25 protein-coding genes and 3 pseudogenes are annotated in these 25,523 nt (G+C 35.6%); 8 read left to right on the forward strand and 20 right to left on the reverse strand.

Annotation, left to right across the window (positions count from 1 at the left end; genetic code table 11):
* The first annotated feature begins 183 nt into the window (after positions 1-183).
* Positions 184-1,479 carry an Nramp family divalent metal transporter gene (locus tag JFT89_RS04910; RefSeq protein ID WP_001030684.1) on the forward strand — a complete coding sequence of 432 codons (1,296 nt, stop codon included), beginning with the start codon at positions 184-186 and terminating at the stop codon, positions 1,477-1,479.
* A gap of 59 nt (positions 1,480-1,538) precedes the next feature.
* On the opposite strand, the gene JFT89_RS04915 is transcribed toward JFT89_RS04910, so the two are convergent.
* The 3 genes from JFT89_RS04915 to JFT89_RS04925 form a co-directional block, all read right to left on the reverse strand.
* On the reverse strand, positions 1,539-2,399 hold the full coding sequence (locus JFT89_RS04915; RefSeq protein ID WP_002064819.1) for a M23 family metallopeptidase: 861 nt from the start codon (positions 2,397-2,399) through the stop codon (positions 1,539-1,541).
* Positions 2,400-2,481: 82 nt separating this feature from the next.
* Positions 2,482-3,549 (reverse strand): sensor histidine kinase, encoded by a 1,068-nt coding sequence (locus JFT89_RS04920; protein ID WP_002168647.1) that lies wholly within the window; start codon positions 3,547-3,549, stop codon positions 2,482-2,484.
* On the reverse strand, positions 3,539-4,237 hold the full coding sequence (locus JFT89_RS04925; RefSeq protein ID WP_016094290.1) for a response regulator transcription factor: 699 nt from the start codon (positions 4,235-4,237) through the stop codon (positions 3,539-3,541). Before JFT89_RS04925 ends, JFT89_RS04920 begins: the two co-directional genes overlap by 11 nt.
* A 142-nt stretch (positions 4,238-4,379) precedes the next feature.
* On the opposite strand from JFT89_RS04925, the gene JFT89_RS04930 reads away from it, so the two are divergent.
* Positions 4,380-4,910 carry a GNAT family N-acetyltransferase gene (locus JFT89_RS04930; RefSeq protein WP_002126807.1) on the forward strand — a complete coding sequence of 177 codons (531 nt, stop codon included), beginning with the start codon at positions 4,380-4,382 and terminating at the stop codon, positions 4,908-4,910.
* 64 nt (positions 4,911-4,974) lie between these two features.
* Here JFT89_RS04930 and JFT89_RS04935 read toward each other — a convergent pair whose 3' ends face one another.
* The 9 genes and pseudogenes from JFT89_RS04935 to JFT89_RS04970 form a co-directional block, all read right to left on the reverse strand.
* Positions 4,975-6,603 carry a peptide ABC transporter substrate-binding protein gene (locus JFT89_RS04935; protein ID WP_016094291.1) on the reverse strand — a complete coding sequence of 543 codons (1,629 nt, stop codon included), beginning with the start codon at positions 6,601-6,603 and terminating at the stop codon, positions 4,975-4,977.
* A 182-nt stretch (positions 6,604-6,785) separates the two neighbouring features.
* Positions 6,786-7,045, reverse strand: a pseudogene (locus tag JFT89_RS04940) (replication-relaxation family protein); the annotation flags it as partial.
* Positions 7,046-7,214: 169 nt separating this feature from the next.
* Positions 7,215-7,379 (reverse strand): N-acetylmuramoyl-L-alanine amidase C-terminal domain-containing protein, encoded by a 165-nt coding sequence (locus tag JFT89_RS30710; RefSeq protein WP_369811979.1) that lies wholly within the window; start codon positions 7,377-7,379, stop codon positions 7,215-7,217.
* 99 nt (positions 7,380-7,478) lie between these two features.
* A pseudogene (locus tag JFT89_RS04945) lies at positions 7,479-7,988 on the reverse strand (N-acetylmuramoyl-L-alanine amidase); the annotation flags it as partial.
* Positions 7,988-8,264, reverse strand: a pseudogene (locus tag JFT89_RS04950) (phage holin family protein); the annotation flags it as partial. The pseudogenes JFT89_RS04945 and JFT89_RS04950, both read right to left, overlap by 1 nt.
* A complete protein-coding gene (locus JFT89_RS04955) occupies positions 8,261-8,416 on the reverse strand; it encodes a hypothetical protein (RefSeq protein WP_016094293.1) in 156 nt (51 codons plus the stop codon). The gene JFT89_RS04955 and the pseudogene JFT89_RS04950, both read right to left, overlap by 4 nt.
* Before the next feature lie 256 nt (positions 8,417-8,672).
* A complete protein-coding gene (locus JFT89_RS04960) occupies positions 8,673-9,998 on the reverse strand; it encodes a bifunctional S-methyl-5'-thioadenosine deaminase/S-adenosylhomocysteine deaminase (protein ID WP_016094294.1) in 1,326 nt (441 codons plus the stop codon).
* Between the two features lie 53 nt (positions 9,999-10,051).
* Positions 10,052-10,411 carry a YunG family protein gene (locus tag JFT89_RS04965; protein WP_201039551.1) on the reverse strand — a complete coding sequence of 120 codons (360 nt, stop codon included), beginning with the start codon at positions 10,409-10,411 and terminating at the stop codon, positions 10,052-10,054.
* Between the two features lie 27 nt (positions 10,412-10,438).
* Positions 10,439-10,882, reverse strand: a complete 444-nt coding sequence (locus JFT89_RS04970) for a GNAT family N-acetyltransferase (protein ID WP_002064805.1) — start codon at positions 10,880-10,882, stop codon at positions 10,439-10,441.
* 225 nt (positions 10,883-11,107) lie between these two features.
* Here JFT89_RS04970 and JFT89_RS04975 point away from each other — a divergent pair, with 225 nt between their 5' ends.
* Positions 11,108-12,088 carry a serine hydrolase domain-containing protein gene (locus tag JFT89_RS04975; RefSeq protein ID WP_016094295.1) on the forward strand — a complete coding sequence of 327 codons (981 nt, stop codon included), beginning with the start codon at positions 11,108-11,110 and terminating at the stop codon, positions 12,086-12,088.
* Between the two features lie 53 nt (positions 12,089-12,141).
* Here JFT89_RS04975 and JFT89_RS04980 read toward each other — a convergent pair whose 3' ends face one another.
* Positions 12,142-12,747 carry a pentapeptide repeat-containing protein gene (locus JFT89_RS04980; protein WP_002031189.1) on the reverse strand — a complete coding sequence of 202 codons (606 nt, stop codon included), beginning with the start codon at positions 12,745-12,747 and terminating at the stop codon, positions 12,142-12,144.
* A 56-nt stretch (positions 12,748-12,803) separates the two neighbouring features.
* Positions 12,804-13,727, reverse strand: coding sequence for an alpha/beta fold hydrolase (locus tag JFT89_RS04985; protein ID WP_016094296.1), 924 nt, complete (start codon positions 13,725-13,727; stop codon positions 12,804-12,806).
* Positions 13,728-13,936: 209 nt separating this feature from the next.
* Here JFT89_RS04985 and JFT89_RS04990 point away from each other — a divergent pair, with 209 nt between their 5' ends.
* Complete coding sequence (locus JFT89_RS04990; protein WP_002012144.1) at positions 13,937-14,698, forward strand: DODA-type extradiol aromatic ring-opening family dioxygenase; 762 nt, start codon at positions 13,937-13,939, stop codon at positions 14,696-14,698.
* Between the two features lie 55 nt (positions 14,699-14,753).
* Here JFT89_RS04990 and JFT89_RS04995 read toward each other — a convergent pair whose 3' ends face one another.
* The 3 genes from JFT89_RS04995 to JFT89_RS05005 all read right to left on the reverse strand — a co-directional run bounded on the left by JFT89_RS04995 (position 14,754) and on the right by JFT89_RS05005 (position 17,722).
* A complete protein-coding gene (locus JFT89_RS04995; RefSeq protein ID WP_016094297.1) occupies positions 14,754-15,968 on the reverse strand; it encodes a multidrug efflux MFS transporter in 1,215 nt (404 codons plus the stop codon).
* Between the two features lie 167 nt (positions 15,969-16,135).
* A complete protein-coding gene (locus tag JFT89_RS05000; protein WP_201039553.1) occupies positions 16,136-16,987 on the reverse strand; it encodes a GNAT family N-acetyltransferase in 852 nt (283 codons plus the stop codon).
* An 18-nt stretch (positions 16,988-17,005) separates the two neighbouring features.
* Positions 17,006-17,722, reverse strand: coding sequence for a DUF554 domain-containing protein (locus JFT89_RS05005; RefSeq protein ID WP_002064796.1), 717 nt, complete (start codon positions 17,720-17,722; stop codon positions 17,006-17,008).
* Between the two features lie 213 nt (positions 17,723-17,935).
* On the opposite strand from JFT89_RS05005, the gene JFT89_RS05010 reads away from it, so the two are divergent.
* Positions 17,936-19,039: a CapA family protein gene (locus JFT89_RS05010; protein ID WP_002064795.1), complete on the forward strand. Its 1,104-nt coding sequence runs from the start codon at positions 17,936-17,938 to the stop codon at positions 19,037-19,039.
* A 52-nt stretch (positions 19,040-19,091) separates the two neighbouring features.
* Positions 19,092-19,319 (forward strand): hypothetical protein, encoded by a 228-nt coding sequence (locus tag JFT89_RS05015; protein WP_033706654.1) that lies wholly within the window; start codon positions 19,092-19,094, stop codon positions 19,317-19,319.
* Between the two features lie 99 nt (positions 19,320-19,418).
* Here the strand turns inward: JFT89_RS05015 and ilvA are convergent, their stop codons facing one another.
* Positions 19,419-20,681 (reverse strand): threonine ammonia-lyase IlvA, encoded by a 1,263-nt coding sequence (ilvA, locus tag JFT89_RS05020; protein WP_002012149.1) that lies wholly within the window; start codon positions 20,679-20,681, stop codon positions 19,419-19,421.
* Positions 20,682-20,713: 32 nt separating this feature from the next.
* Complete coding sequence (ilvD, locus tag JFT89_RS05025; RefSeq protein ID WP_201039555.1) at positions 20,714-22,387, reverse strand: dihydroxy-acid dehydratase; 1,674 nt, start codon at positions 22,385-22,387, stop codon at positions 20,714-20,716.
* Positions 22,388-22,999: 612 nt separating this feature from the next.
* Here ilvD and JFT89_RS05030 point away from each other — a divergent pair.
* Positions 23,000-23,758, forward strand: coding sequence for an SDR family oxidoreductase (locus JFT89_RS05030; RefSeq protein WP_201039557.1), 759 nt, complete (start codon positions 23,000-23,002; stop codon positions 23,756-23,758).
* 90 nt (positions 23,759-23,848) lie between these two features.
* Positions 23,849-24,385, forward strand: coding sequence for a peptide-methionine (S)-S-oxide reductase MsrA (msrA, locus tag JFT89_RS05035; RefSeq protein WP_201039559.1), 537 nt, complete (start codon positions 23,849-23,851; stop codon positions 24,383-24,385).
* A 90-nt stretch (positions 24,386-24,475) separates the two neighbouring features.
* On the opposite strand, the gene JFT89_RS05040 is transcribed toward msrA, so the two are convergent.
* Positions 24,476-25,372 carry an RCC1 domain-containing protein gene (locus JFT89_RS05040; protein ID WP_201039561.1) on the reverse strand — a complete coding sequence of 299 codons (897 nt, stop codon included), beginning with the start codon at positions 25,370-25,372 and terminating at the stop codon, positions 24,476-24,478.
* Positions 25,373-25,523 lie beyond the last annotated feature (151 nt).

Here is a 25,523-nt window from a genome sequence, read left to right on the forward strand (position 1 = left end):
ACCATAAACTCCCAATTTTTTATAACACCACACCATTCATTGTGTAAAGGCATATAATTTGCACTAAGGAAACATTTATGTTCAAATAAAAATAACACCTAACACATTTAAATGTATTGAAATAAACAATAAGAATACTTACAATAATTTCATCAAGTTAACATTTTAAAGGGGAATACTACTATGAATAAAGATATAACAAAAGATGAACAAGTCCCTTCTCAAAGTACAACAGTTCAATCAGCCCATTTAGCGTTAAGTGGACAAACAAAAGGCTTTAAAAGACTGTTACCATTCTTAGGACCTGCTTTTATCGCATCAGTTGCTTATATTGATCCTGGGAACTTCGCTACAAATATCGCAGCTGGATCACAATATGGGTATTTATTGCTTTGGGTAATACTCGCTTCCAATTTAATGGCTGTATTAATTCAAACTTTATCAGCTAAATTAGGAATCGCTACTGGGAGAAATCTTCCTGAAGTAGCTCGCGAAAACTTCCCCAAACCAGTTTCCATCGGTTTATGGATACAAGGGGAACTCGTTATTATGGCTACAGATTTAGCTGAATTTATCGGGGCAGCACTTGGCTTATACTTACTATTTGGAATTCCGATGTTACCAGCTGCTTTAATTACAGCAGTTGGATCATTTATTATTCTTGAATTTCAACGCAGAGGCTTTCGTCCATTAGAAGCTATCATAACAGGTATGATTTTTATCGTTGTTATCGCTTTTGGTATCCAAGTCTTTTACGCAAAACCGGAATTAAGCCCTCTACTCTCAGGACTTTTCACTCCAAAATTCCAAGGTGTAGATAGCATCCTTTTAGCAGCTGGAATTTTAGGTGCGACAGTAATGCCGCACGCGATATATTTACATTCGGCCTTAACGCAGCGCCGTGTAGTCGGAACAAATGATGAACAAAAGAAAAAGATTTTCCGCTTCGAATTCATCGATATTATTATTGCAATGGTTATCGCTGGAGCAATTAATGCAAGTATGTTAATTGTAGCAGCTGCACTATTCTTTAAAAACGGCTTGCACGTTGAAGACCTTGATGTTGCTTTTAACCAGTTCAGTAATTTAGTCGGTCCTGTATCGGCTGCATTATTTGGAATTGGACTTTTATCAGCAGGTTTATCTAGTTCTTCTGTTGGTACGATGTCTGGTGATATTATTATGCAAGGATTCATTCGAATGCATATTCCGTTATACTTACGCCGATTTATAACAATGATTCCGCCTCTCGTTATTATCGCTTTAGGTGTAAATCCAACTTACGCTCTCGTTATGAGTCAAGTTGTCTTATCGTTCGGTATTGCCTTTGCATTAGTACCACTTATTATGTTTACAAGTAATAAGAAGATTATGGGCGCACTCGTCAACCATCGCATTACAACATTTATCGCGTGGTTAATCGCTGCACTTATTATCGTTTTAAATATTTTCTTACTGTATCAAACATTTGTAGGGTAATGAAGAAGGGTATTCCAAATTTGATTTGGAATACCCTTTTTGTATGAAATGCTTTCCTTCTACTTACCACTTATGTATGTCCCTCTTTCCGGCATCATCACACCTTTTTCAGTTCGAAAATAAAGTGGTAATCCTTCCGAAAGAAATATGCTCACCTTAGATGGATCCTGCCTTTGATGATGAATATGTAAATGCGGCTCACTTGAACTTCCTGAGTTACCGACTTGGGCAAGAAATTCTCCTTCATTTACATGTTCGCCTTCCCTCACTTTAATTGATCCTTTCTTTAAATGGGCAAGAAACAAAAATGTACCTGTTTCATCCAGTCGTAAATAAATATGATTTCCCGCCATCGATTGAAAATCATCCGATCCCGGAACTAAATCTATTTCATCATTTTTAATTGATACAACTGTCCCAGAAGCTGGTGCCATTACTTTCGCTCCATATATTCCATAATCCTCTAACTTACTACTTTTCACTTCAGCAGGTGGAATGAGAATATCGTATGCCCATCGTTCATTTGGTTTTATAACGTGATAGTTCGTTTCTAATTTATCGCCGCCCCAACCTATCAATGCTCGTTCATTCAAAGGAAAACGAACGACTACTTTAGGACTCATAGACTGTACATCTACTGGGTATGCAATTCTCCCAATGTTAGCGAACCACCCCACAGGCCAAGCTCCAATGGTAGAAAACAGAACTATTAATAGTAGCGTTCCATCTATCCGCTTTCTAAAAATGCCTTTCCAAACAAACATTACTGCTGAGCCTATTAAGAGAAAAACTGAAATTACACTAAAAGCCTGTATAATCCACCACACAAAGACTGATGTAACGCCATTACCTAAATAAACTAAACTCCAGCTTATAATTAAAAAAGCAACTATAATCGCTAATAAAAATCTCTTCCACATGCTGTATCCCTACTCTCCTATCTTTGTTCCCCATGATACGAAGTAAAAATTACGACATATGAAAGAAATACTTACGACTTTCTTACATTTCTTTATACTGCGGTAAAACGATAGTGAAAACCGTTTCTTTATCGTTACTACGTACAGTGATATCTCCTTTATGAAGTTCCGCTATACTTCTCGCAATTGCAAGCCCCATTCCTTTTCCACCCGTATGAGAGCTACGTGATTTTTCACCACGATAAAACTTTTCAAAAACGTAAGGAAGGTTCTCATTCGGAATGCATTGTCCAAAATTTTTAATTTCTATTTCAACATTCATATCTCTTTTAGAAACTTGAATTAAAAGCTCCTTTCCGTCTTTCCCGTACATAATACTATTACTAATTACATTTTCGAATAGCCTCACCATAACCGCTACATCCATTTCCACATGTAACACCTTATCACCTTTAATACAAAAGCTCATATCGGCATCATCTAGTTGTGGTACAAAATCAATCATGATTTGTTCAATGAACGCTTTCATATTTACTACACTTTTATGTAATTCGATCTCTCTATAATTTATTTGACAATATTCTAATAAATCATCTACTTGATTTTTCAATTCATAACTTTTTCGCTTTAATATACTTACATACTGTTCACATTCTTCTCTATTTGAATGAAGCTGATTTCCTAACAGGTCCGCGTAACCTATTAGGGATGTTACAGGTGTTCGTAAGTCATGAGAAATATTACTAATCATTTCATTTTTCATTTCTTGCGATTTTTTTTCATTCTCTATAGACTCTTTTAAACTTTTGGCCATTCTATTAACATTCGCTGCTAATTCACCAATCTCGTCATTTTTTGAAATAAGTATATGTATTTCCAAATTACCATTACTTATTTCCTTCAGACTCTTGTTAATTTCAGATAATCTTTTCATCATTGTTTTTGTCATGAATGCAAAGTATATTGTAGTAAAAATTAAAAAAACTATTAAATATAAAAATGAATATTTTTCCTCTAACGCAGTAACATGACTATATATATTTCCAATTGCAATTTGAAACGCTATTATACTTACAGTTGCTAACAAAATGCTACATATGAATGCGATAAAAAACTTAGCTCTCATGCCTTGTAATGATTTAATCTTCAATTTTATATCCGACTCCCCAAACATTTTGAATAAACTTCGGCTCTTTTGGATTCTCTTCAATTTTATTTCTTAATCTTGCAATATGAACCATTACTGTATTATTACTTTCATAGGCCCTTTCTTTCCACACGCTTTCATATATTTCTTCAATAGTAAACACACGATTCATTGCAGCGGCCATTAAGTACAAAATATCATATTCAGTTTTCGTAAGATTGATTGTTTCTCCATATAACATTACTGTTCTCGACATTTCATCTATTTCTAAACCTCTAATGTTTATTTCCTTTTTTATTACTTGAACAGCATTTTGATTGAAATATGTATACCTTCTTAATTGAGCTTTCACTCTTGCTATAAATTCAATTGTACTGAACGGCTTCACAATATAATCATCTGCCCCAGTACTAAAGCCAATTACTTTATCTACGTCCGATGATTTCGCGCTTAAAAACATAATTGGTAAACTATGTTTCTCTCTAATCCTTCTACACAATTCTATCCCATCCATTTGCGGCATCATAATATCCAGAATAGCAAGTTGAATACCGTTATTATTTATTATTTCTAAAGCCTCTTCTCCGTTATGAGCACTAAAAACTTTAAAACCTTCTTGCATTAAATTTGCGTTCACAAATCGAACAATATCTCGATCATCATCTACAATTAAAATTGAGTTTTTCTCCATATCTAAACCTCTTTTTGAAATATATTCAACAATCAATTTTATCACAAATCAAAACCATACTTCCCTCTTGAATAATCTTTATTTTCAGATTAGATTATATAATAACAACACATTCTAGTTTCAGAAGAAATGGAGTGAAAGCATGTTTCCTATATTAAAAACCAACCGACTCATTTTACGAGAACTTACCGACGAAGATGCACCGAGTATATTACAGTGCTTTTCTAATACCGATGTCCTGCGCCATTATGGCCAAAAACCATTGCAAAATTTGGATCAAGTAAAACAAATCCTTACTAATTTTAAGTTGGGGTACAACGCAAGAAGCGGCATTAAATGGGGAATCGAATTAAAAGACAAGAAAGGGCTCATTGGAACAATTGGTTTTCATGATTGGTCTTCTGAACATAAACGAGCAAATATAAGTTATGCCTTTTTGCCTGAACACTGGGGAAATGGATATGCTACTGAGGCAGTTTCTGAAATTATATCTTATGGCTTCCATACGCTTCATTTAAAACGTATCGGGGCAATTGTATTTCTTGAAAACGAAGCTTCAAATAAAGTGCTATTAAAATTAGGATTTGAAAAAGAAGGGATTCTAAAAAACTATATGTATCAAGATGATATCCCATATGATACGAATTTTTATTCTTTATTAAAATCCGTTTAATAGATATAATTCCAAAAAAGAAACCTCACTTTTAAAAGTAAGGTTTCTTTTTTGATTAATAGTTTTACTTATTATCGATATAAGCATTCTTATAAGTATAAACGCCACCAAATTGATGCTTTTCAATTCCTTTTACATAATCCTTTTGTACATAAGCGGAACCAATATGATAAAGCGGTGCTACCGCAGCGTCCTCTAACAGAATTCGCTCGGCCTCTTGTAATGCTTCCCATCTTTTCTTCTGATCTAGTACTAGATCGCTTTTCGCTTTCTTTATTAATTCATCGTAGTGAAGGTTAGAATAATTCATTTTGTTATTCGGATTACCCGTCGTAAATAGTTCTAAATAACTAATTGGGTCTTTATAGTCTGGTCCCCAATTTGCCATAGATATATCGTAATCTCCCATTTGTTCTAACTGTAATTTTTGCTTAAATGGCTGTTGTTTAATTTGTATCGTTAATCCTTGCAAATGCTTTTCTAAGTCACCTTTTATATATTCTGCCATACGTTTTGCATTATCTTGTTCATATGTTAAAAATTCGAGTTTTACTTCGTCTACTCCCAGTTCTTTCTTCGCTTCTTCCCAAATCTTTTTCGCATTTTGCAAATCATATGGAGAAAGATCTCCGTTTTCTTTTCTAAAATCTTTACCAGTCTCTTCATTTACATGACCAACTGGTACAAGTCCACTTGCAGGTTTTGCCCCGTTATTAATAAAGTGCGTAACAAAATCCTTCTTATTTAACGCTAATGAAATAGATTGACGTACTTTCTTATTTGCTAACGCATTATTTTTCTCATTAAAACGTAGCATAGCAATTCCAGGATCGCTTGACATATGTAATTCCTTATTCCCTTTATACTTGTCTACAAATTGCGAATTAATAGGCACTCGATCCAAATCACCAGCTTCGTATAAATTAACAACCGTCATTGTATCTTTTACAATTTGAAAGTTTATTTCGTCTAATTTCACTTTCTTTTGATCCCAATATGTAGCATTCTTCTTTAATTGAAACTCTTGTTCATGCTTCCATTTCTCTAATACAAATGGCCCATTATATATGAGATTACTAGGTTCCAATGCATAATTCTTTCCTTGTTCTTTCAAAAATGATTCATGCTGTGGTAAGTAAATAGGTAGTGCTAACAACTGTAAAAAATACGGAATTGGCTGTTCGAGTTCCACTTCTAACTTATAATCATTTATAACTTTAACCCCAAGTTCATCAAGAGGCATTGTTCCCTTATTTATCTCTTTCGCATTTTTCACGTAAAAGAGCATGTACGCATATTGAGACGCTGTTTCAGAATTAATTGCACGTTTCCATGCAAACATAAAATCATTTGCTGTCACACTGTCTCCATTTGACCATTTTGCATCTTTACGCAAATCAAATGTATATTTTTTACCATCTTCACTTCTTTTAAACGATTTTGCTACTGCTGGAATAGGTTGATCTTGATCATCTAATACATACAATCCTTCAAATATGTTTTGCATAACGTGTGCTGATGTACCATCCATCGTTTTCGCAGTATCAAGAGAAGGAATTTCTTCTGATACCGTTACATTTAATACTTGTTTTTTTGCCTCTGTTTCACTTTTATTCGCTTTATTATTACAAGCTGTTAATAATAAAGTTGTAACAAGTGCCATTACCATTAAATGGCTCTTTTTTCGCTTCATGAGTTGTTCTCCTTAAGTATAAAATATTATAAAACGTTATATTTTGTTACTCCCATTATAATAAACTATTATTCATTATTAGTGGTTAATTATTCTCATTTTATTTAGCGACATATCAGCGATATTTTATGTCTATTTCGTATAGGTGTTAGCAAGTTCGTTTGCAAAATTGTTAACGCTTTTTATATTTCTTCTATTACATACACTTTCACAAACACATCATACTTAGCTGCTAACTCTTCCAGTTTTCCCCTCTGTATTTTGTGACTGTAAAGAAATTCATGACTGGCATCTTCCCGTTATATTTCTGCTTATATATTTGTGTGAACTCTTCATACTTTTTTAACTTCTCTCCATTTACTTTCATTTTCTTTTTCTGTGACCGATCTACTTTAAGTGCATGAAGTATCCCTTCTTCGTCACGAAATATCACATCGGGAATATAAAAAATACGTGGTAACATTGAAATCATCATTCCAGATGAAGTAAAGAAAGAACACGAAAAAAGAATAAAAGAGAATGGAGATAGCTCATCCTCAAAAATATAAATAAAAGCCGTAATTAACGACTTTTATTTTTTGGCACCAAACTATTTTTTTGTTAAAAAATTATTAATTCACTTTAATATATTCGTACCACCACTTACCACCTGGTCGAGTATCCATCCACCAAGTAATTTTATCTAGTTCTGAATTAGGCAATACTTCAGTTTGGATATAAGCAAGACCTGTTAATGGATTAACAACAACTTTTCCCTTTGTTCCTCGTTCAACCATAGCTTGAATCGCTTCATTTAAATAGTTTATACCGAATTCACCAGACTTAACATATTGATATCCACCATTAGAACCGCCGTTTCCTCCACCATCCCCAACGGTTTGTCCCGTTAGAGCATATACGATAGAATTTGCGATTTTATCAACATTCCATTTAGCCATGTCGGATTCGTTATCGATGAATCCTAATTCGATAAGAATAGCTGGTGCTTTAGTTCCATTCAATACGGCTAAATCAGTACGTTGTTTCGCACCACGATCACGCCATCCAATATCTTTTGCCAGTTGAGCTGAGATTTTAGCCGCCAGGTCTTTCTGATCATAATACAGAACTTCCACACCCTGCCCATTCCCATCACTTGCATTAAGATGAAAAGAAACAACCAAATCCACATTATGGGAATTACTATTACGAACGATATTATTTAAATTTTGCGCTTGAGTGCTTCCTACTTCGTCTGTATCATCATAGACTGTGTGTCCTAAAGCTCTTAACTTAGCTGCCACCGCATCTTTCACCTGACGATCCATAATATGCTCTTTTCGATTTCCGGAATTAGCCCCTTGTACAATACTGTTGTGCCCTCCGTGTAAACTATAACGTGTCATTATTCAACATCTCCCTTCTTATTATCATATTCAGAACTTGTCTTATTGCTCTTGCCACCTAAAATTTCAACTGCATTCGTTAGCGCTGAAGGTAGCGGAATTCCCATACGACCAGCGTTTTCTAAAAGTGAAAGCAACTCATTTCCGATAAAAAATTGTCGCTTCACGAATAGCACTATTACCTCCAAGTGCTGTACCTAATTGGGTTTCCACTCCACTCAAAAGAAAAAGCACCACCTTTTTGGCGATGCCTTTGAAGCCAACTTTACTTTTTAACCTGCACACAGGACGTTCAATGCTCCGTAAAAAGTACCTGTATCTACAATGTTTATTGTTCCCAGTGTAACCGTATTCCCGTAATCATTTGTACCTCCGAAAACAGTAATGATATCTGCGTCATCGGTCATGTTTGCATATCTTGTACACATTGGCTGGTCGTGTCCTTCCCACACTGCTATACGAAACCCCGAAATACCATAGTAATTATATTATTAGCATTACTAATCACTTTCCAATAAGGAATGTCTGCATAATTTAGTGATGTAATACTATCTCCTAATACAGCCCATATTGCAGCAGAAATACCAATAGAAAGATGCGACGTTCTTTTGAATATTTATTCGTTCAAGAAAAAAAGCTACCCTTTTAAAAAAAGGATAGCTTTCTCAACTGGTATATAAATACCTATCTTTGTAAACCTCGTTTATAACGACTTGCTTCGAATATAATACGCTCTTCATCTAATGTTTTACATTCACCATTCCAAACAACACGTTTACCGTTAATAATTACATCGCTTATATCTTTCCCACTAGCAGCATATACAAGATGTGATAACACTTCATCTGCCGGTTGTAAATGCGGCTTATTAGATGGATCAATCGTAATAAAATCAGCGCACTTTCCAACCTCAAGTGATCCCGTTTGTTTCATGCCAATTACTTCCGCAGCTCCTTTTGTCGCAAGTGAAAGAGTTGTTTCAACTGGTAATGCTGTTGCATCTTGATGAATACCTTTTTGTAATAATGTTGCTATGCGCATTTCTTCAAACATATCTAAATTATTATTAGACGCAACACTATCCGTTGCAATTCCTACTTTCATTCCTGCTTCTAGCATCGCTTTTACATTCGCTATACCAGAACCTAGTTTTAAATTACTATTCGGATTATGAGCTACTCGAACATCATGTTCCGCTAAAAATGTACGCTCATTTTCATTTAACACTACACCATGTGCAATAACTGTTGGGCGTTTAAACAATCCGCAACTTGCAGCATATTCTACTGGACGTTTTCCGTACTGCGCTTCAATATCACGTACTTCACGATCTGTTTCAGAAAGATGAATATGAACCATCGTTTGATTTTCTACTGCAATACGTGCGCACTCTTCTAATAATTCTGTGGAACATGTATATGGACTATGCGGTGCAACCATCGTAGTTAACATACCACTTTCGTTATAATAACGCTTCACATATTTCTCGGCTTCTTCAATCGCTTTCTTTTCATCTTCTTTTGTTCCGAAGCTAAATAAAGTTCTTGAAACAGCAGCTCGCATTCCACTCCTTGATACCGTTTCCATAATTGCGTCTTGATCTACTCCAATAGGATTAAACATATCAGAGAATGATGTTGTACCACTTTTCACCATTTCAAGTAATCCTAATTCCGTGCTAGCGACCGCAAGCTCTGGCGTAAACTGACTTTCAAGTGGCCAAATTCTCGTCTCAAGCCATGGCTGCAATAACATATCATCGCCAATACCTCTTAAGAGACTCATTACAACGTGTGTATGTGTATTGACAAGCCCTGGTAAAACCCACTTTCCTTTCATGTCAATTACTTCATCTACTTCAAAATCGTTAGCGAATTCTCCGCTATTTATATCTATAATTTGATCATTTTCTACAATGATATATCCATTTTCTATCACTTCATTTTGTTCATTCATCGTTACAATTGTAGCGTTTACATAAGTTGTTTTCAAAAGTATTTCCCCTTTCAACTCTATGAAGTTCCCTTTAATAAGTTACCACCATTATAGTAACTTATTAAAGATTAAGAGTCAAAAGATAATTTTAATTCTTTCATTATCTTTTCCTTTAAAATGTCATATTGTTTGTCATTTGTATCTGCAAATGCTTCTTCACGGCTCGACTTCACGTCCATATAGTTTAATTTTTCATGAAATTGAGTCCAAGTACAATCATGCCTTTTCCCATCTACTGTATTGTAAAAATGCCACACTTCTCCTACTTTCGTCTTTTTTATCTCTCCCCCGCATAATTCTTGAACAATAAGGGCCGTTATACCACATTGTCCCTTTGTTGGGTTTTCGCTCGTCCACTTAGAACTCGTTTCTATTGACCAAGATTTTATTAACGCTTCATATATTGGTTTTATCTTTTTATTATCCATTCTCAGTTTCCCCTGACATTGGTAGTTTTACACATCATATTGCAAAAGAGGTAAAAGGCGATTTTTAAAAACCGTTGATGGTGTCTCACCGATTAGTTTTGCCCCCATTTTCACGTAAAATCCTTTCGCATTTGGATCACTATCAATCGTAAAACTTTTCAATCCTAGTTCATTTGCTTGCTCTACTACAAACCTCCAAAGTATTTTCCCGTATCCTTTTCCTTTATAACTAGGATAAATGTATAGGAAATCGAGAGTATTTTCATTATGTAAAAATGAGAAAAATCCAATCTTCGCATCATCATTTTCTAAAACATATACAAAATTATTTTTTATGTAATCCTCTGAGATCGTTAATTCTTCCTTACAAGCTAAAATAAATTCTTCACTATAACCCCAAGTAGCTTTTGAATGTAGTGCCAGTTGACTTAGTTCATTTGCTTCACTTACTACTGCTTCTCTTACCTTCATGATTCTTTCTCCTCACCTTCGATATGTAAACTACTAAAGTGATTCGGAAAGTAATTCAAAAAACCTTTAATTTTCATAGATTAGAAATCCACTTGCTTCTTTTATAACTTGCATTATAATATAGAAAAGTATTCCAAAAAATATTTCATTTAGGGGGAATTGCTTATGCCGTTGGATTACATTTCAGGTAACTAATATTCCAAAATTTGAAGGAGTGCCTGAAATTTGCTAAACTCATATATCAATTTATTATTATATAAAAATACCGAAAAATTCAATGGTACAATTTTAGTAGCCCATAAAGAACAAACTCTTTATAAACAGTCATTTGGAAAAGCTAATTACGATTGGGACATACCCAATACAGCTACAACAAAGTTTCGTATCGGATCAATAACTAAAATCTTCACTGCAGTTGCTATTTTAATGCTTGTGGAAGAGAAAAAATTACAGCTACATGATACATTGGATCAATTCATTCCAACTTTCCCAACAGGAAATCAAATTATGATTGAGCATCTATTAAGTCATACTGCTGGTGTTGGGAATATTACTGCTCAACACAACTTTTTAATACAGTCTTACCAGCCTCGAACACCGGATGAATTAATACAATGGATTATTACATGTCCTTTTGAATCTAGCCCTGGTGAAAAATTCAATTATTCGAATTCAAGTTATATTATATTAGGACACATCATTGAAGTTATAAGTGGGATTTCTTATGAAGAATTTCTTAAAAAGAAGATTTTATATCCACTCTCTATGATGAACACAGACGTTGATCTGAATCACACCATTCAAAAACATAAAGCAACTGGGTATGAGTTACATCCAATTCATGATTTACAGAACACATCATTTATTCATATGTCAAACTCGTATTCAGCTGGTGGATTATTTTCTACAGCCGAAGATTTATATATATTTGATCAAGCGATAAAAGAAAATCGTTTGCTTTCAAATAGTATGACGTCTCGCATGTTTACTGCAGGATCTTATGGATATGGTTACGGCTGGAACATCGCTATGGCAGGCGAAAATAGTAAACTTGTATTCCATCACGGCGGCATTAACGGCTTTACATCCTCTTATTTACGGTTAATTGACAAAGAGGCTACAATCATCATTTTAAGTAATGTATCTACACTATTAACATCGACTCTTGCTAATGACATAGCTTCTTATATAGAGAATAACTATTAAAATTATTAATAGTTGTAGCACCGTTCAATATATTGAACGGTGTTACAACTGATTTAATTCACCTTTGCTCCATAACATCTCGCAACTGCAACCGCCTGCGCTATATCTAATTTCACGTTTTTTAAATCAAAAGCTTTAAAATCAACTCTATCAACTACAGCTCCTCTTAAATCCGCCCCACTAAGTTTCACCTTACCTAATTGTGCGCCCGTTAAATCCGCTTCACGCAAATCTGCTTTTTCTAAATTACATTCATATAGGTCAGCTTCAATTAAACGAATACCCTTTAACATTTGTTTACTTAAGTTCGCAAACCTTAAATTCGTATATGACCAATCGCCTGATATAATTGTTATTCCGTCTAAATTCGCCTCTTCGAAATCCGAACCAGTCATTTTACATTCTTCAAACTTAGATACAAATAAATTCGCACCAAAAAACCTACAATTAGCAAACGTAGTTCCTTGATGGATAGAAGCATTAAAAAGAGTACCAGTAAAATCACATTCTATGAAATTACAATTTTTAGTAAAAACTTCTGATGCATCTATCCCTCTAAAACGGCATTTTATGAAGGTACAATTTTTCAATTCCTCGTCTTTTATCCAGACATCTTGAAAATCTATTTCTACATATTCTTTATTTACAAATTCACTCATAATCAATCCTCCAATTTTTCAAAAAACCTCACTTCAGCATGAAGTGAGGTTTCTTCTTATACAATATGCTCATCTAACCATGAAATCAAATCTTGAAATACATCTTCTCTATTCACTTCATGGAACATTTCATGTCTACCATTTTCATATAAACGAAGTGTTACATCTTTCACACCACATTTTTTATAGTTTTCGTATACTTCTTTTACACCTTTCCCCATATCCCCAACAGGATCACGATCACCAGAGAATATATGTATTGGAATATTTTTTGGTGTCTTCTTGTATTCTTCTATTTTATTTACTTCTAGAACTCCATGAAACAATTCTCGGTAAAAACTAGTCGTGCAAATGAATCCACATAACGGATCCGCAATATACTTATCAACTTGATGAATATCTGAAGATAACCAATCAAATTTCGTACGATTTGGCTTAAAGTGTGAGTTGAAGTTTCCGAAAGATAAGAAGTTCAGCATCGGACTTTTCGTTTTCTTTCCGCGAAGTTTCATCTCAATTGTCGCTACTTTATGACCGATACTTCCTAAAAGCCCTGGATTTCCACCAGTTCCTGAAATAAGGAATCCATCATATAATTCACCTTTAAGTTGTACAGCACGTCTTGATAAAAAAGAACCCATACTATGTCCAAGTAAAAATAACGGGCATGTCTGCTCTTCTTTTATCATTTCCGAAACAAAGATAACATCAGACACAGCCTGATTCCAACCTACATTTGGTTCAAAATGACCATAGTCCTCTTCTCTTTTTACTGTTTTTCCATGCCCTTTATGATCATGAGCATAAACACCATATCCTGCTTCTAATAAAGCATCAATAAATTCTGTATAAACACCTGCATGTTCTGTCATACCATGTGCAATTTGAACAATTCCCCGCGGATTTCCTTCTGGTAACCATTTACGCAAGTAAATTTCCGATTTATCCAATGCCGTAACGAAATTTTCCTGTATGCTCATTCCGACAGCCTCCAAATCTATTATGTATATCTTTTTTTATAATGAATAAACATTCATTATTCTTATTATATATTATATGCAATTGCTTTCATTATGACAAATGATCTATTTTTCCGATTACATATTAAACTATTATCTTGACGAATTTAAAATAAAATTATATAGTTACTTACATAAAGTAATTAATATATTTTTAGGAGGTTTTAATCATGATGCCCTCACTATTTTTAGCACATGGATCACCTATGCTTGCTATTCAAGATACAGACTATACACGCTTTTTAAAGACACTTGGAGAAACATATAAACCGAAAGCTATTGTTATTTTTACCGCTCACTGGGAAAGTGAAGTATTAACGATTTCCTCTTCAGATGAAGTATATGAAACAATTTATGACTTTGGAGGTTTTCCTCCTGAGTTATACGAAATCAAATATCATGCGAAAGGCTCTTCTAGCATTGCGTCTATGCTAGAAACAAAATTTAAAAACAAAGGCATTCCAGTCCATCATAATATGACGAGAGGTTTAGATCATGGCTCATGGACACTCCTGCATCGTATGTACCCAGAAGCCAATATTCCTGTCGTACAAATATCAGTAAATCCATTCCTTCCTGCAAAAGAACAATTTGAAATTGGAGAAGCACTAAAAGGACTTGGACAAGAAGATATTTTAGTAATCGGCAGCGGAGTTACTGTTCATAATTTACGAGCATTAAAATGGAATGAAACAACTCCGGAACAATGGGCGATTGAATTTGATGATTGGATTATAAATCATATGCATACTAGCGATAAAGATGCATTGTTTAACTGGGAAAGAAATGCTCCTCATGCACAATTAGCTGTACCAAGAGCGGAACATTTTGTTCCTCTATTTATCGCGATGGGTAGTGGTGAGAACGACGGTACGGTCATTCACCGTAGCTACGAGCTTGGTACATTAAGTTATCTTTGCCTTCAATTTTAATGAAAAAGGATGAAGCAATATTGCTTCATCCTTTTTCTGTTTTTCATTCACATAGTTAACTAACTTCCAAATGTCGTTTCTCTGATACCTCTTCGTTCTTACTATGAAAATAAACCCAAATGCACGCAATAAATAATAGTGCTGATGTAGAGAAGAAAACATATTGGAAGCCTGCATGAGCTGCAATTTGTCCACCAAGTACTGGCCCAATCATATTTCCTAAAAACTGAAACGATTGATTATATCCAAATATTCGTCCCGTTACATGGGTTGGCGTATGTTGTTTTAGTAGAGTTTGTACGGAAGGTAATAGTCCTGCTTGTGCAATACCTAATAAAAAGCGAAGAATTAATAGTTGCCAAGCTGAGGTTACAAATGCTTGCGGAATAAAAATAATTCCTGCAGCAAACAACGCTACAACTAACGTTTTTTGAGGTCCAATATGATCTGATAATCTTCCTAGCTTAGGAGCTGCTAAAATTACTGCTAATCCTGTCGCAGACATGACTGCACCTGCAATCATTTCAATATGATCTGTTCCTGGTCCTGCCAAATGCTTTACGTACAACGTAATAATAGGTTGAATCGACATATTTGCAAGCTGAATAATAAACGTTGCTACAAATAAACTTATTATTAAATGTTTTGCAGGGACCATCGTCCATACTTTTTTCGGCTGTGCTTTTTTTGCTTTAGCAGAATGTTTCTCCTCATGTAAGAAGAAAAAGACGATAAGAAAGGACAGGAATAAGAAAGCTCCTGTAACTAGAAAAACATGGCGCATTCCGATTAACTCTGACAAATAACCTCCGAGTATCGGCCCAAGTAATGAACCGCTCACGCCTCCAGTTGAGATTGTAGAAATTGCCCAACCTGAATGTTCTTGCGGAGTTTCTGCAGCAATAAGTGTCATCGCTGTAGAAAGGAAACCTGATACCGATCCCATTAAAAACCGAAGTGCGACTAATTGATACACATCTGTCACAAACCCCATAAGCGTCATAATTATCGCCATACCAAGGCTAGCACGTATAAGCATCAATTTCCGTCCATGTATATCACCGAGCTTTCCCCATATTGGTGATACAATCGCACCCATTAAAAATGTTACACCAAATGCAAGTCCCGACCACTGTGCAATACTAGCAGTGCCGGTCACCCCTAATTCCTCAATATAAAAAGATAAAAAAGGAATTACTAAACTCATACCGGCTGCAGTGGTAAAACAACCTAGCCAACAAATCATTAAATTTCGTTTCCAGCTGGCCATTTTCACACCTTCTTTCATTAGATACCCATTCTACACCGTTTCCTGGAAAAAGTTTAGTAATTTGATTTATTTGTAAGATTTACTACAAAACCCGCTATTTTCTAGTAAAAATCACTACATCTCTACATTATTTTCATAAAAAAACCAACTCCCATATATGGAGTTGGTTACTTATTCTCTAATGGTATTAAACGCGCATCACAATTTCGCTCATAAAACTCAATCGGGCCTGCTTGTCCAATAATTGCGTATTCATATCCTTCTTGCTTCATACTATGTAAACAACGATGTAACAATTCCTTACCTACACCTTTCACGCGATTTTGTTTCGCTGTGCCCATTGGACCAAACAATCCCTTCTTTCCTCTCACTACATCATAACAAGCGAAACCTACTATCACTTCTTCTTGTTCTGCTATATAAATAGGTAAATTTTCTTTATATGTACGAAATCCATACTCTATTGAATGTAACCAACGTTCACCAAATTCCTCATTAACAAAACTTGCTAATTTTTCAAAATCAGAAGGGTTAGCCTTTCTAACAGTACAAATTAAATGATTATAAGTAGGAACAAAACATTTTAGATCGACCGCTAAATCTCTTGGCTCAGCTATAATACGTAATATATCTTTTTTTATTTGTGCATTTCCAATAAAGGTATCTACACGAAATAGTGCATATATAACATGCCCTTCATTTATTATTACTTGCTGGAAACGTTCCATACGTTTCTTCGCTATTTGTAAAATTTCTAGCACCTTATAAGATACCTTATATTGTCCTATTTTTTTATACTCTTGATACGATGAATCGTATTGTTTTCGTATTGAAAGTTTTTCTAAAAAATCCGTACCCAAGTTACGAAACAAATACATATACAACTCGCTACAAACTCCAGTGCCTTCTTTACTCATTCCGATAAACAGATGAGTTGGTTGAATAATATTATTTCCCGCCTCTTCTGCTGCAATCTTCAATATGTTATGAACACGTTTTGTATATTGAAATTCCTCCATATATATCTCCATCCCCTACTACTTTACTATTAAACCGTAACCATAAATAAGTGAAACGATTATTCCAACTACCAATATACCTGGCAGTAAATTTGCCACCTTGATTTTAATAACACCCAGTAAGTTCAATCCAATAGCGGCTATCATAATACCACCTGTAGCTGTCATTTCCACTATAAATTGATTCATTAATTCTTTCGGGACCACACTATTAATTTGTGTTGCAAAAACCGCAATCCCTCCTTCATATAAAATAACTGGAATCGCCGAAAATACTACGCCAATTCCTAAAGTTGTCGTTAATATAATAGAAATAAACCCATCGATAATCGCCTTTGTAAATAAAATATCATGATTTCCGCGAATCCCACTGTCAAGTGCACCAAGTATGCCCATCGCACCAATTGCAAAAATTAAAGTAGCTGTTACAAACCCTTCTGATATGCTCCCTTTCCCTTTCGATCCAACTTTATTTTCTAGCCAATCTCCTAACAGCTTTAACTTTTCCTCTAGTTGTAGCCATTCCCCGATGACGGTACCAATAACTAAACTTAAAATGACAACAAGAAAATTTTCACTTTTTAATGCCATTTGAAGTCCAAGTACAGTAACCGCTAAACCAATTGCATGCATAATTGTTCCCTTCATACTTTCTGGAATCGCACTAAATAATTTACCAAGTAAAGTACCAAATATAATACAAATCCCATTTACAACTGCTCCTAATATAACCATTTCTCATTCTTCACCCTTCGAATTCTTTATTTCTATATTTTGGTTTATACATTGATTTACAGGTTACCTATATGTTAACGTAATATTGTGAATATTAACAAATGTTTTTCACTACATAACCCGCTATTTTTTTGTAACTATACAAAGACCGATTGCCTTTAGTAGATTCATTGTTAATCTAATTGCGGGATAAACTCAAAAGGGAAGGTATTTATGAAAACTTTACTAAAACGATTTCTGTTAATAGCCTTTTTCATTACACCAATTGTTTTATTAATCAACTACTCTTTTATTTCAAAAGCGAAAGACAAACCCGATTTGCAAAACAAATCTAGTAAAACAGCTTCAACAAGTGAAAAGAAAATAGAAGACCCTGAAATCACACTCACCTTCTCTGGCGATACAATGTTCGATTGGCAATTACGTCCCGTAATCGAAAAAAATGGGGCTGATTATCCATTCCAACATGTAAAAGAAGAAATAACAAAAGCTGATATTTCTTTTGTTAATTTAGAGTCAGCATTTACAACGAGAGAAAAAAAAGTACCTGGGCAACAATTTTGGATTAAAAGTGATCCATCCACTCTACAAGCCATTAAAAACACCGGATATGACGTCGTGAACATTGGCAATAACCACACGCTTGATTATGGACAAGATGGACTACTAGACACCATTTCTCACATCGAAAAATTAAAACTACCTTACACTGGAGCCGGAAAAAATGCTGAAGATGCTTATAACGCTCGTGAACTAACTGTAAAAGGAAAAAAGTTTAAATTTCTTTCCTTCGTACGCTTTATGCCTAACTTTAATTGGGTAGCTGGTGACAATAAACCTGGCGTTGCAAACGGATATGATCTAGATCTTGTAACAAAAACAATTCAAGAGCAAAAGAAAGATGCTGATTATGTAATTGTCTATATGCATTGGGGCGTCGAAAAATCAAATCGCCCAATAGAATACCAGAAACAATATGTTCCGAAAATGGTTGAAGCCGGAGCTGACGCTATTGTCGGCAGTCATCCACATTGGTTACAAGGGTTTGAGTATTACAATAAAGTTCCTATCGCTTACTCATTAGGAAACTTCTTATTCCCAAGTTATGTAAATGGAAAAAGCGCCGAAACTGGCGTATTAACTTTAACCTTTAAAGGTAAGGATGTCCAAATGTCATTCAATCCTTACATCATTCGCAACAACCAAGTTTCTCCTGTAAATGAAGAAGAAAAGAAAAAAGCACTGCAATATTTACAAACGGTTTCAACTGATGTAGAAATTGATGATACTGGGAAAATAATAAACAAACGCAACTAAACAGTACGAGATTCATTTCTCTGTAACATACATTACGGGATAGGTGATGAACATGCTGAAAAGCTTATTAGAAAATATAAGTCTGTTAGAAAACGTGTATAAAATATCTATAGCGATCCTGCTTTTATGTTCATTTTTTTCTGTTAGACTTCTAAGAAAAGTAAAGCGAGAGAGAAAACTTACTCCCTTTGAATTCACAATATATGTAATCATTCGTATTGCAATACTTTTTTGGTTAACTAGCTTTATCCTTCTTGAATATGGAGCGTATTTCGTTTAACTTTCAAAGAATAAAAAAGATAGAACAAGCAGGATTTCCCTCCGCTTGTATCTATCTTTTTTATTTCAAGTAGAATTGTATGTTAACTCTTTTCTTTTATTAAATAAGTAAATCAAACAGCACAGGATTTTTATTAAGCTCCACGAATTGAATGTTATTTTCTTGAAAACGAGTAATTAAAGCTTCATAGTCTTCCTTATGCTTTAATTCTACCCCCACTAAAGCTGGACCATTTTCTTTATTATGTTTCTTAATATACTCAAAGCGAGTAATATCATCTTCCGGTCCTAATCCTTTATCAAGAAACTCTCGTAGTGCTCCTGAACGTTGCGGAAATTCAATGATGAAATAGTGCTTTAATCCTTCATGAATAAGGGATCGTTCTTTCATTTCTTGCATTCTATCAATATCATTATTTCCACCACTTAACGTGCATACAACTGTTTTTCCCTTTATTTCATCTCTGTATAGATCAAGTGCCGCAATAGAAAGCGCACCAGCTGGCTCTGCTACAATCGCATTTTTCTTATACAGTTCTAAAATCGTTGTACAAACCTTTCCCTCCGGTACTAAAACAATGTCATCAATTACATCTTTACACGTTTCAAATGTTAACTTTCCTACCTTCTTAACTGCTGCTCCATCAACAAAACTATCAATCTTTTCTAATGCAACATTCTCATTTTGAAGAAAAGCTTCTTTCATAGATGCAGCTCCCATCGGTTCTACACCGATTACCTTTGTAGTAGGACTAACCCCCTTTACATATGTACCAATACCAGATGCTAATCCACCACCGCCAATTGCTGTAAATATATAATCAACTGGTTTCTCCATATCATGCATAATTTCAACAGCGACTGTTCCTTGACCAGCAACGACATACGGATCATCAAACGGATGTACAAATGTCATCCTATTTTCTACACAATAGCGCTGCGCCTCTTGGAAAGAACTATCAAATGTATCACCAACTAATACAATGTCTGCGAAATCACCACCGAAAAATTCAACTTGTGATACTTTTTGCTTAGGTGTCGTTGTCGGCATGAAAATTTTTGACGGAATCTTCAATAAATTGCATGTATAAGCCACTCCTTGTGCATGATTACCAGCACTTGCACAAACAACACCATTTTGTAACTTTTCTTTCGGTAAACTTTGAATTAAATTATACGCACCACGAATTTTGAAAGAACGAATAACTTGTAAATCTTCTCGCTTAACATATACGTCACATTCATATTTCTCAGATAAAACTGAATCTCGTTGTAACGGTGTTTTAATAACGATATCTTTCATGCAATTATGAGCCATTAAGATATCTTCAATTTTCACTCTCTCCTTTACATTTTGCACCATTTTATATCATCCTTATCTCTTTTTATATTGGCTCAATCAAAATTCGGGATTTTCAGAACTGCACCTGTATTCGCCGATGTTACCATTTGTGCATAACGTCCAAGCCACCCAGTTTTCACTTTTGGTTCTGGTCGTTTCCATCCTTTTTTACGCTTCTCTAATTCCTCATCACTAACTCTCACTTCTAACAAGCGTTCCTCAACATCAATACATACAATATCTCCTTGTTCAAGAAGTGCAATCGTTCCGCCAGCAGCTGCTTCTGGTGAAATATGCCCTACTGAAATACCACGTGAAGCACCAGAGAAGCGACCATCAGTTAAAAGTGCAACATCTGCTCCTAATCCCATACCAGCAATTGCTGATGTTGGTGCTAACATTTCCGGCATACCTGGTCCGCCTCTTGGTCCTTCATAGCGAATAACAACTACATCCCCTTTCTTAACTTTCCCAAGCATAATGCCGGCAAGCGCCTCATCTTGTGAATTAAAAATAACGCAAGATCCTTCAAATCGTTTTACTTCTGTTGCCCCGCTTTTAATAACCGCTCCGTCTTTCGCAAGGTTTCCTTTTAATATACGTAATCCTCCTTCTTCACTATGAGGATTTTCTAGAGAATGAATAACTTCCTTATCTTGAATCTCTGCATGAGCAATGTTTTCTCTTAATGTTTGCCCAGTAGCAGTTATACGATCAAGGTGAAGTACCCCTTCTTTTCGGCTCATCTCTTTCAAAATTGCACTAATCCCGCCTGCGCGATCGATATCTTCCATATGCCAATTAGAAGCTGGACTTACTTTACATAAATGCGGTACACGCCTTGAAACTGCATCAATGCGGTTCATATCGTAATCTAATCCCGCCTCTTGTGCGAGTGCTAACGTGTGTAATACTGTATTCGTTGATCCACCCATCGCCATATCAAGTGCAAACGCATCATCAATTGCTTCTTCTGTTACAATGTCGCGTGGTTTAATATCTCTCTCAATTAAAATTTTTAATTTTTCTGCTGCTTGTTTAATTAACTCCTCACGTCTTGGATCAATTGCTAAAATACTCCCGTTACCAGGAAGAGCTAAACCTAACACTTCGCATAAACAGTTCATAGAGTTCGCTGTAAACATCCCAGAACAAGAACCACAAGATGGACAGCCATGATCTTCAATGTCCTTTAATTCTTCTTCTGAAATTTTCCCAGATTGATAGGCTCCTACCCCTTCAAAAACAGAACTTAAATCGACAACTTCCCCTTTAGATGTTTTCCCAGCTGCCATCGGACCACCTGAAACAAAAACAGTTGGAATGTTTATGCGAAGTGCAGCCATCATCATACCTGGTGTAATTTTGTCACAGTTTGGAATACAAATCATTCCGTCAAACCAGTGTGCATTTACAACCGTTTCTACTGAATCTGCAATGATTTCACGACTCGGAAGCGAATAACGCATACCGATATGACCCATCGCAATACCGTCATCTACTCCAATTGTATTAAATTCAAATGGAACCATGCCTGCTGCACGTACTGCTTCTTTAACAAGTTTCCCAAACTCATTTAAGTGCTTATGACCTGGAATAATTTCAATAAAAGAATTACAAATTGCTATGAATGGTTTATCAAAATCTTCATCTTTTAAACCAGTTGCTTTTAATAAACTACGATGCGGAGCTTTATCAAAACCTTTTTTAATCATGTCACTTCTCATCTTGTCAAATCCCTTCTTACACATTTTTTCTCTTACTTAATCTATTTTTTAAAATAAAAACTCTCACCTCAGCAATCAACTACTACTTAATAGTAGCTTTGATTGCTGAGGCGAGAGTTTCGCGTTACCACTCAGCTTCCTTACACTTCTCACGAAATATAAGCTTTGTAGGTCCAACCAGACCCCCGTCCTTTTACCGGAGACGATACCGCTGCCCTCTACTCAGTTTCCCTTTCGCAAGCGATGCTCCGAGGTGATATTCAATGATTCGATGCTTACTACTCTCGCAGCCTTGGAGTAGCTCTCTGAAACGATCATAATCATCTACTTTCCTCTTCTTTGCATATTACATAATATAAAATCTGAAAATTCTTAATTCATTTTTATTTGTTAAACGTATTATAGGGCTTTGTTCTTTTCATTGTCAATATATTTTTTTGTGAATTTTTCGAAATCTCAATCCACATACTAAACAGTTATTTATTTTTTCTCAAAACAAAATTGGAATGCACTTCTTACACGTACTCATATATTACTTAAGTATGTTTGCTTTTCTACATAGAGAAAAACAACTTAAAACATATAAAAAAATTATGAGGAGATGAGGGAAATATGTTAAAAGGTAAAATAGCATTAGTTACTGGAGCAAGCCGAGGAATTGGACGTGCTATCGCAAAGCGTTTAGCAAACGACGGTGCATTAGTTGCTGTTCATTATGGTAACCGAAAAGAAGATGCTGAAGAAACTGTTCATGAAATTCAATCAAATGGCGGATCAGCTTTTTCTATCGGTGCAAATCTTGAATCTTTACACGGTGTAGAAAACCTATATAATTCTTTAGATACTGAATTGCAAAAGCGAACTGGTGGAACGGAATTTGATATTTTAATAAACAACGCTGGAATTGGACCTGGTGTTTTTATTGAAGAAACGACTGAACAATTTTTTGATAGAATCGTTGCAGTAAATGCAAAAGCACCATTCTTCATCATCCAACAAGCTCTACCGCGTTTACGTGACAATAGCCGGATTGTTAATATCTCATCAGCCGCAACTCGCATTTCTTTACCTGATTTCGTTGCATATAGTATGACGAAAGGTGCAATTAACACAATGACTTTCACTCTAGCAAAACAACTTGGCGCACGAGGTATTACTGTAAATGCAATACTTCCAGGCTTCATTAAAACAGATATGAATGCGGAACTCTTGAGTGATCCAGTGATGAAACAGTACGCTACTAACATTTCAGCTTTCAATCGATTAGGTGAAGTAGAAGACATTGCCGACACTGCTGCATTTCTCGCTTCTCCTGATAGTCGCTGGGTTACTGGACAATTGATTGATGTTAGCGGAGGATCTTGTTTATAAAAAACATATATTTTCAAATCTTTTTTATTGCGCAATAAAACAATTTATATAATACTATATAAAACATATAAATTTAGGAGGATTACAGCAATGTCAGAAAAAACATACGAACTCGCAACCTTCGCAGGTGGTTGTTTTTGGTGCATGGTAAAGCCGTTTGATGAACTTCCTGGTATTCATAAAGTGCTTTCCGGCTATGCAGGTGGTCATGTAGAAAACCCAACATATGAACAAGTAAAGGCTGGAACATCTGGACATTTAGAAATCGTTCAAATTACATTCGATCCTTCTATTTTCCCGTATCAAAAATTATTAGATTTATATTGGCCACAAATCGATCCGACTGATGATGATGGACAATTTTTCGATCGTGGCCCCTCTTACCGCACCGCTATTTTCTATCATAATGAAGCGCAAAAAGAGCTTGCAGAAAAATCGAAGCAAACTCTTGCAGAAAGCGGTATGTTTAAAGATCCAATCGTGACTGACATTCGTCCGGCTGCACCTTTTTATGAGGCTGAAGAATACCATCAACACTTTTATAAAAAGAACCCAGAGAAATATGCTACCGAGCAAAAAGAATCTGGTCGTGAAGATTTCATTAAAGAAAATTGGCAAAAAAAATAATAAAAACGCATCGTGCTTTCTTTTCAAAGTGCGATGCGTTTTTATCTTTGAAAAAAGTACCATACAATAAAAAAACAATTGCTGTTAAAACTAATTACCAGGCAGTCGGATGCCGCGCCAACTGCCTACATCACATTGGCCATATTCGTTATCACCCACTGCTACCACCGTGCCGTCTGATTTAAGACCGACTGTATGGGCACAACCCGCCGCTATCGCTACAATATCGCGCCAATCACTTACATCACATTGACCATGTTTATTATTACCCACAGCCGTCACTATGCCGTCTGATTTAAGACCAATTGTATGATTACTCCCTGCCGCTATCGCCACAATTTCACGCCAGCCACTGACATCACATTGGCCGTGTTTATTATTACCCACAGCCGTTACCATGCCGTCAGATGTAATACCAACTGTATGAAGATATCCCGCCGCTATCGCCACAATTTCACGCCAGCTACTTACATTGCATTGGCCATATCGATTATTACCCACAGTCGTCACCGTTCCATCTAATCTAAGACCGACTGTATGCCAGTCACCCACCGCGACCGCCACAATATCACACCAGCCCCTTACGTTGCATTCACCTTCTTTATTTCGGCCCACTGCTATCACCGTGCCATCCGATTTCAGGCCAATGGTACGGCGCCACCCCGCCGCAACCGATACAATATTATACCAATCGTTTACATCACATTGGTCATGCTTATTCCAGCCCACAGCTGTCACAGTACTGTCTGATTTAAGACCGATTGTATGAGCATTACCCGTGTTCGTCGCCATATGAACATTACCCGCCGTGACCGCTTCAATATCACGCCAGCCGCTTATATTGCATTCACCTTCTTTATTTCGCCCCACCGCTACCGCCGTGCCATCCGATTTAAGACCAACGGTATGACCACGACCAGCCGCTATCGTATCTTTAGGCCACCGTTTCACCTTTAACACCTCTTCTTTCAGTGAAATGTAATTCATGTTTTACCTCCTTGCATATAAGTAACTGTATCCAAATAGATATTTTTATCAAATTTCATTATAAATGACCTGACTTTTTTTATAAATCTACAGCTACAAAAGAAGCCCATTATTACTTCTTCAAAAAATAAAAACCTCCAGTTTAAGTACT

The organism is Bacillus sp. TH25 (assembly GCF_016650935.1).
Lineage (GTDB): Bacteria > Bacillota > Bacilli > Bacillales > Bacillaceae_G > Bacillus_A > Bacillus_A mycoides.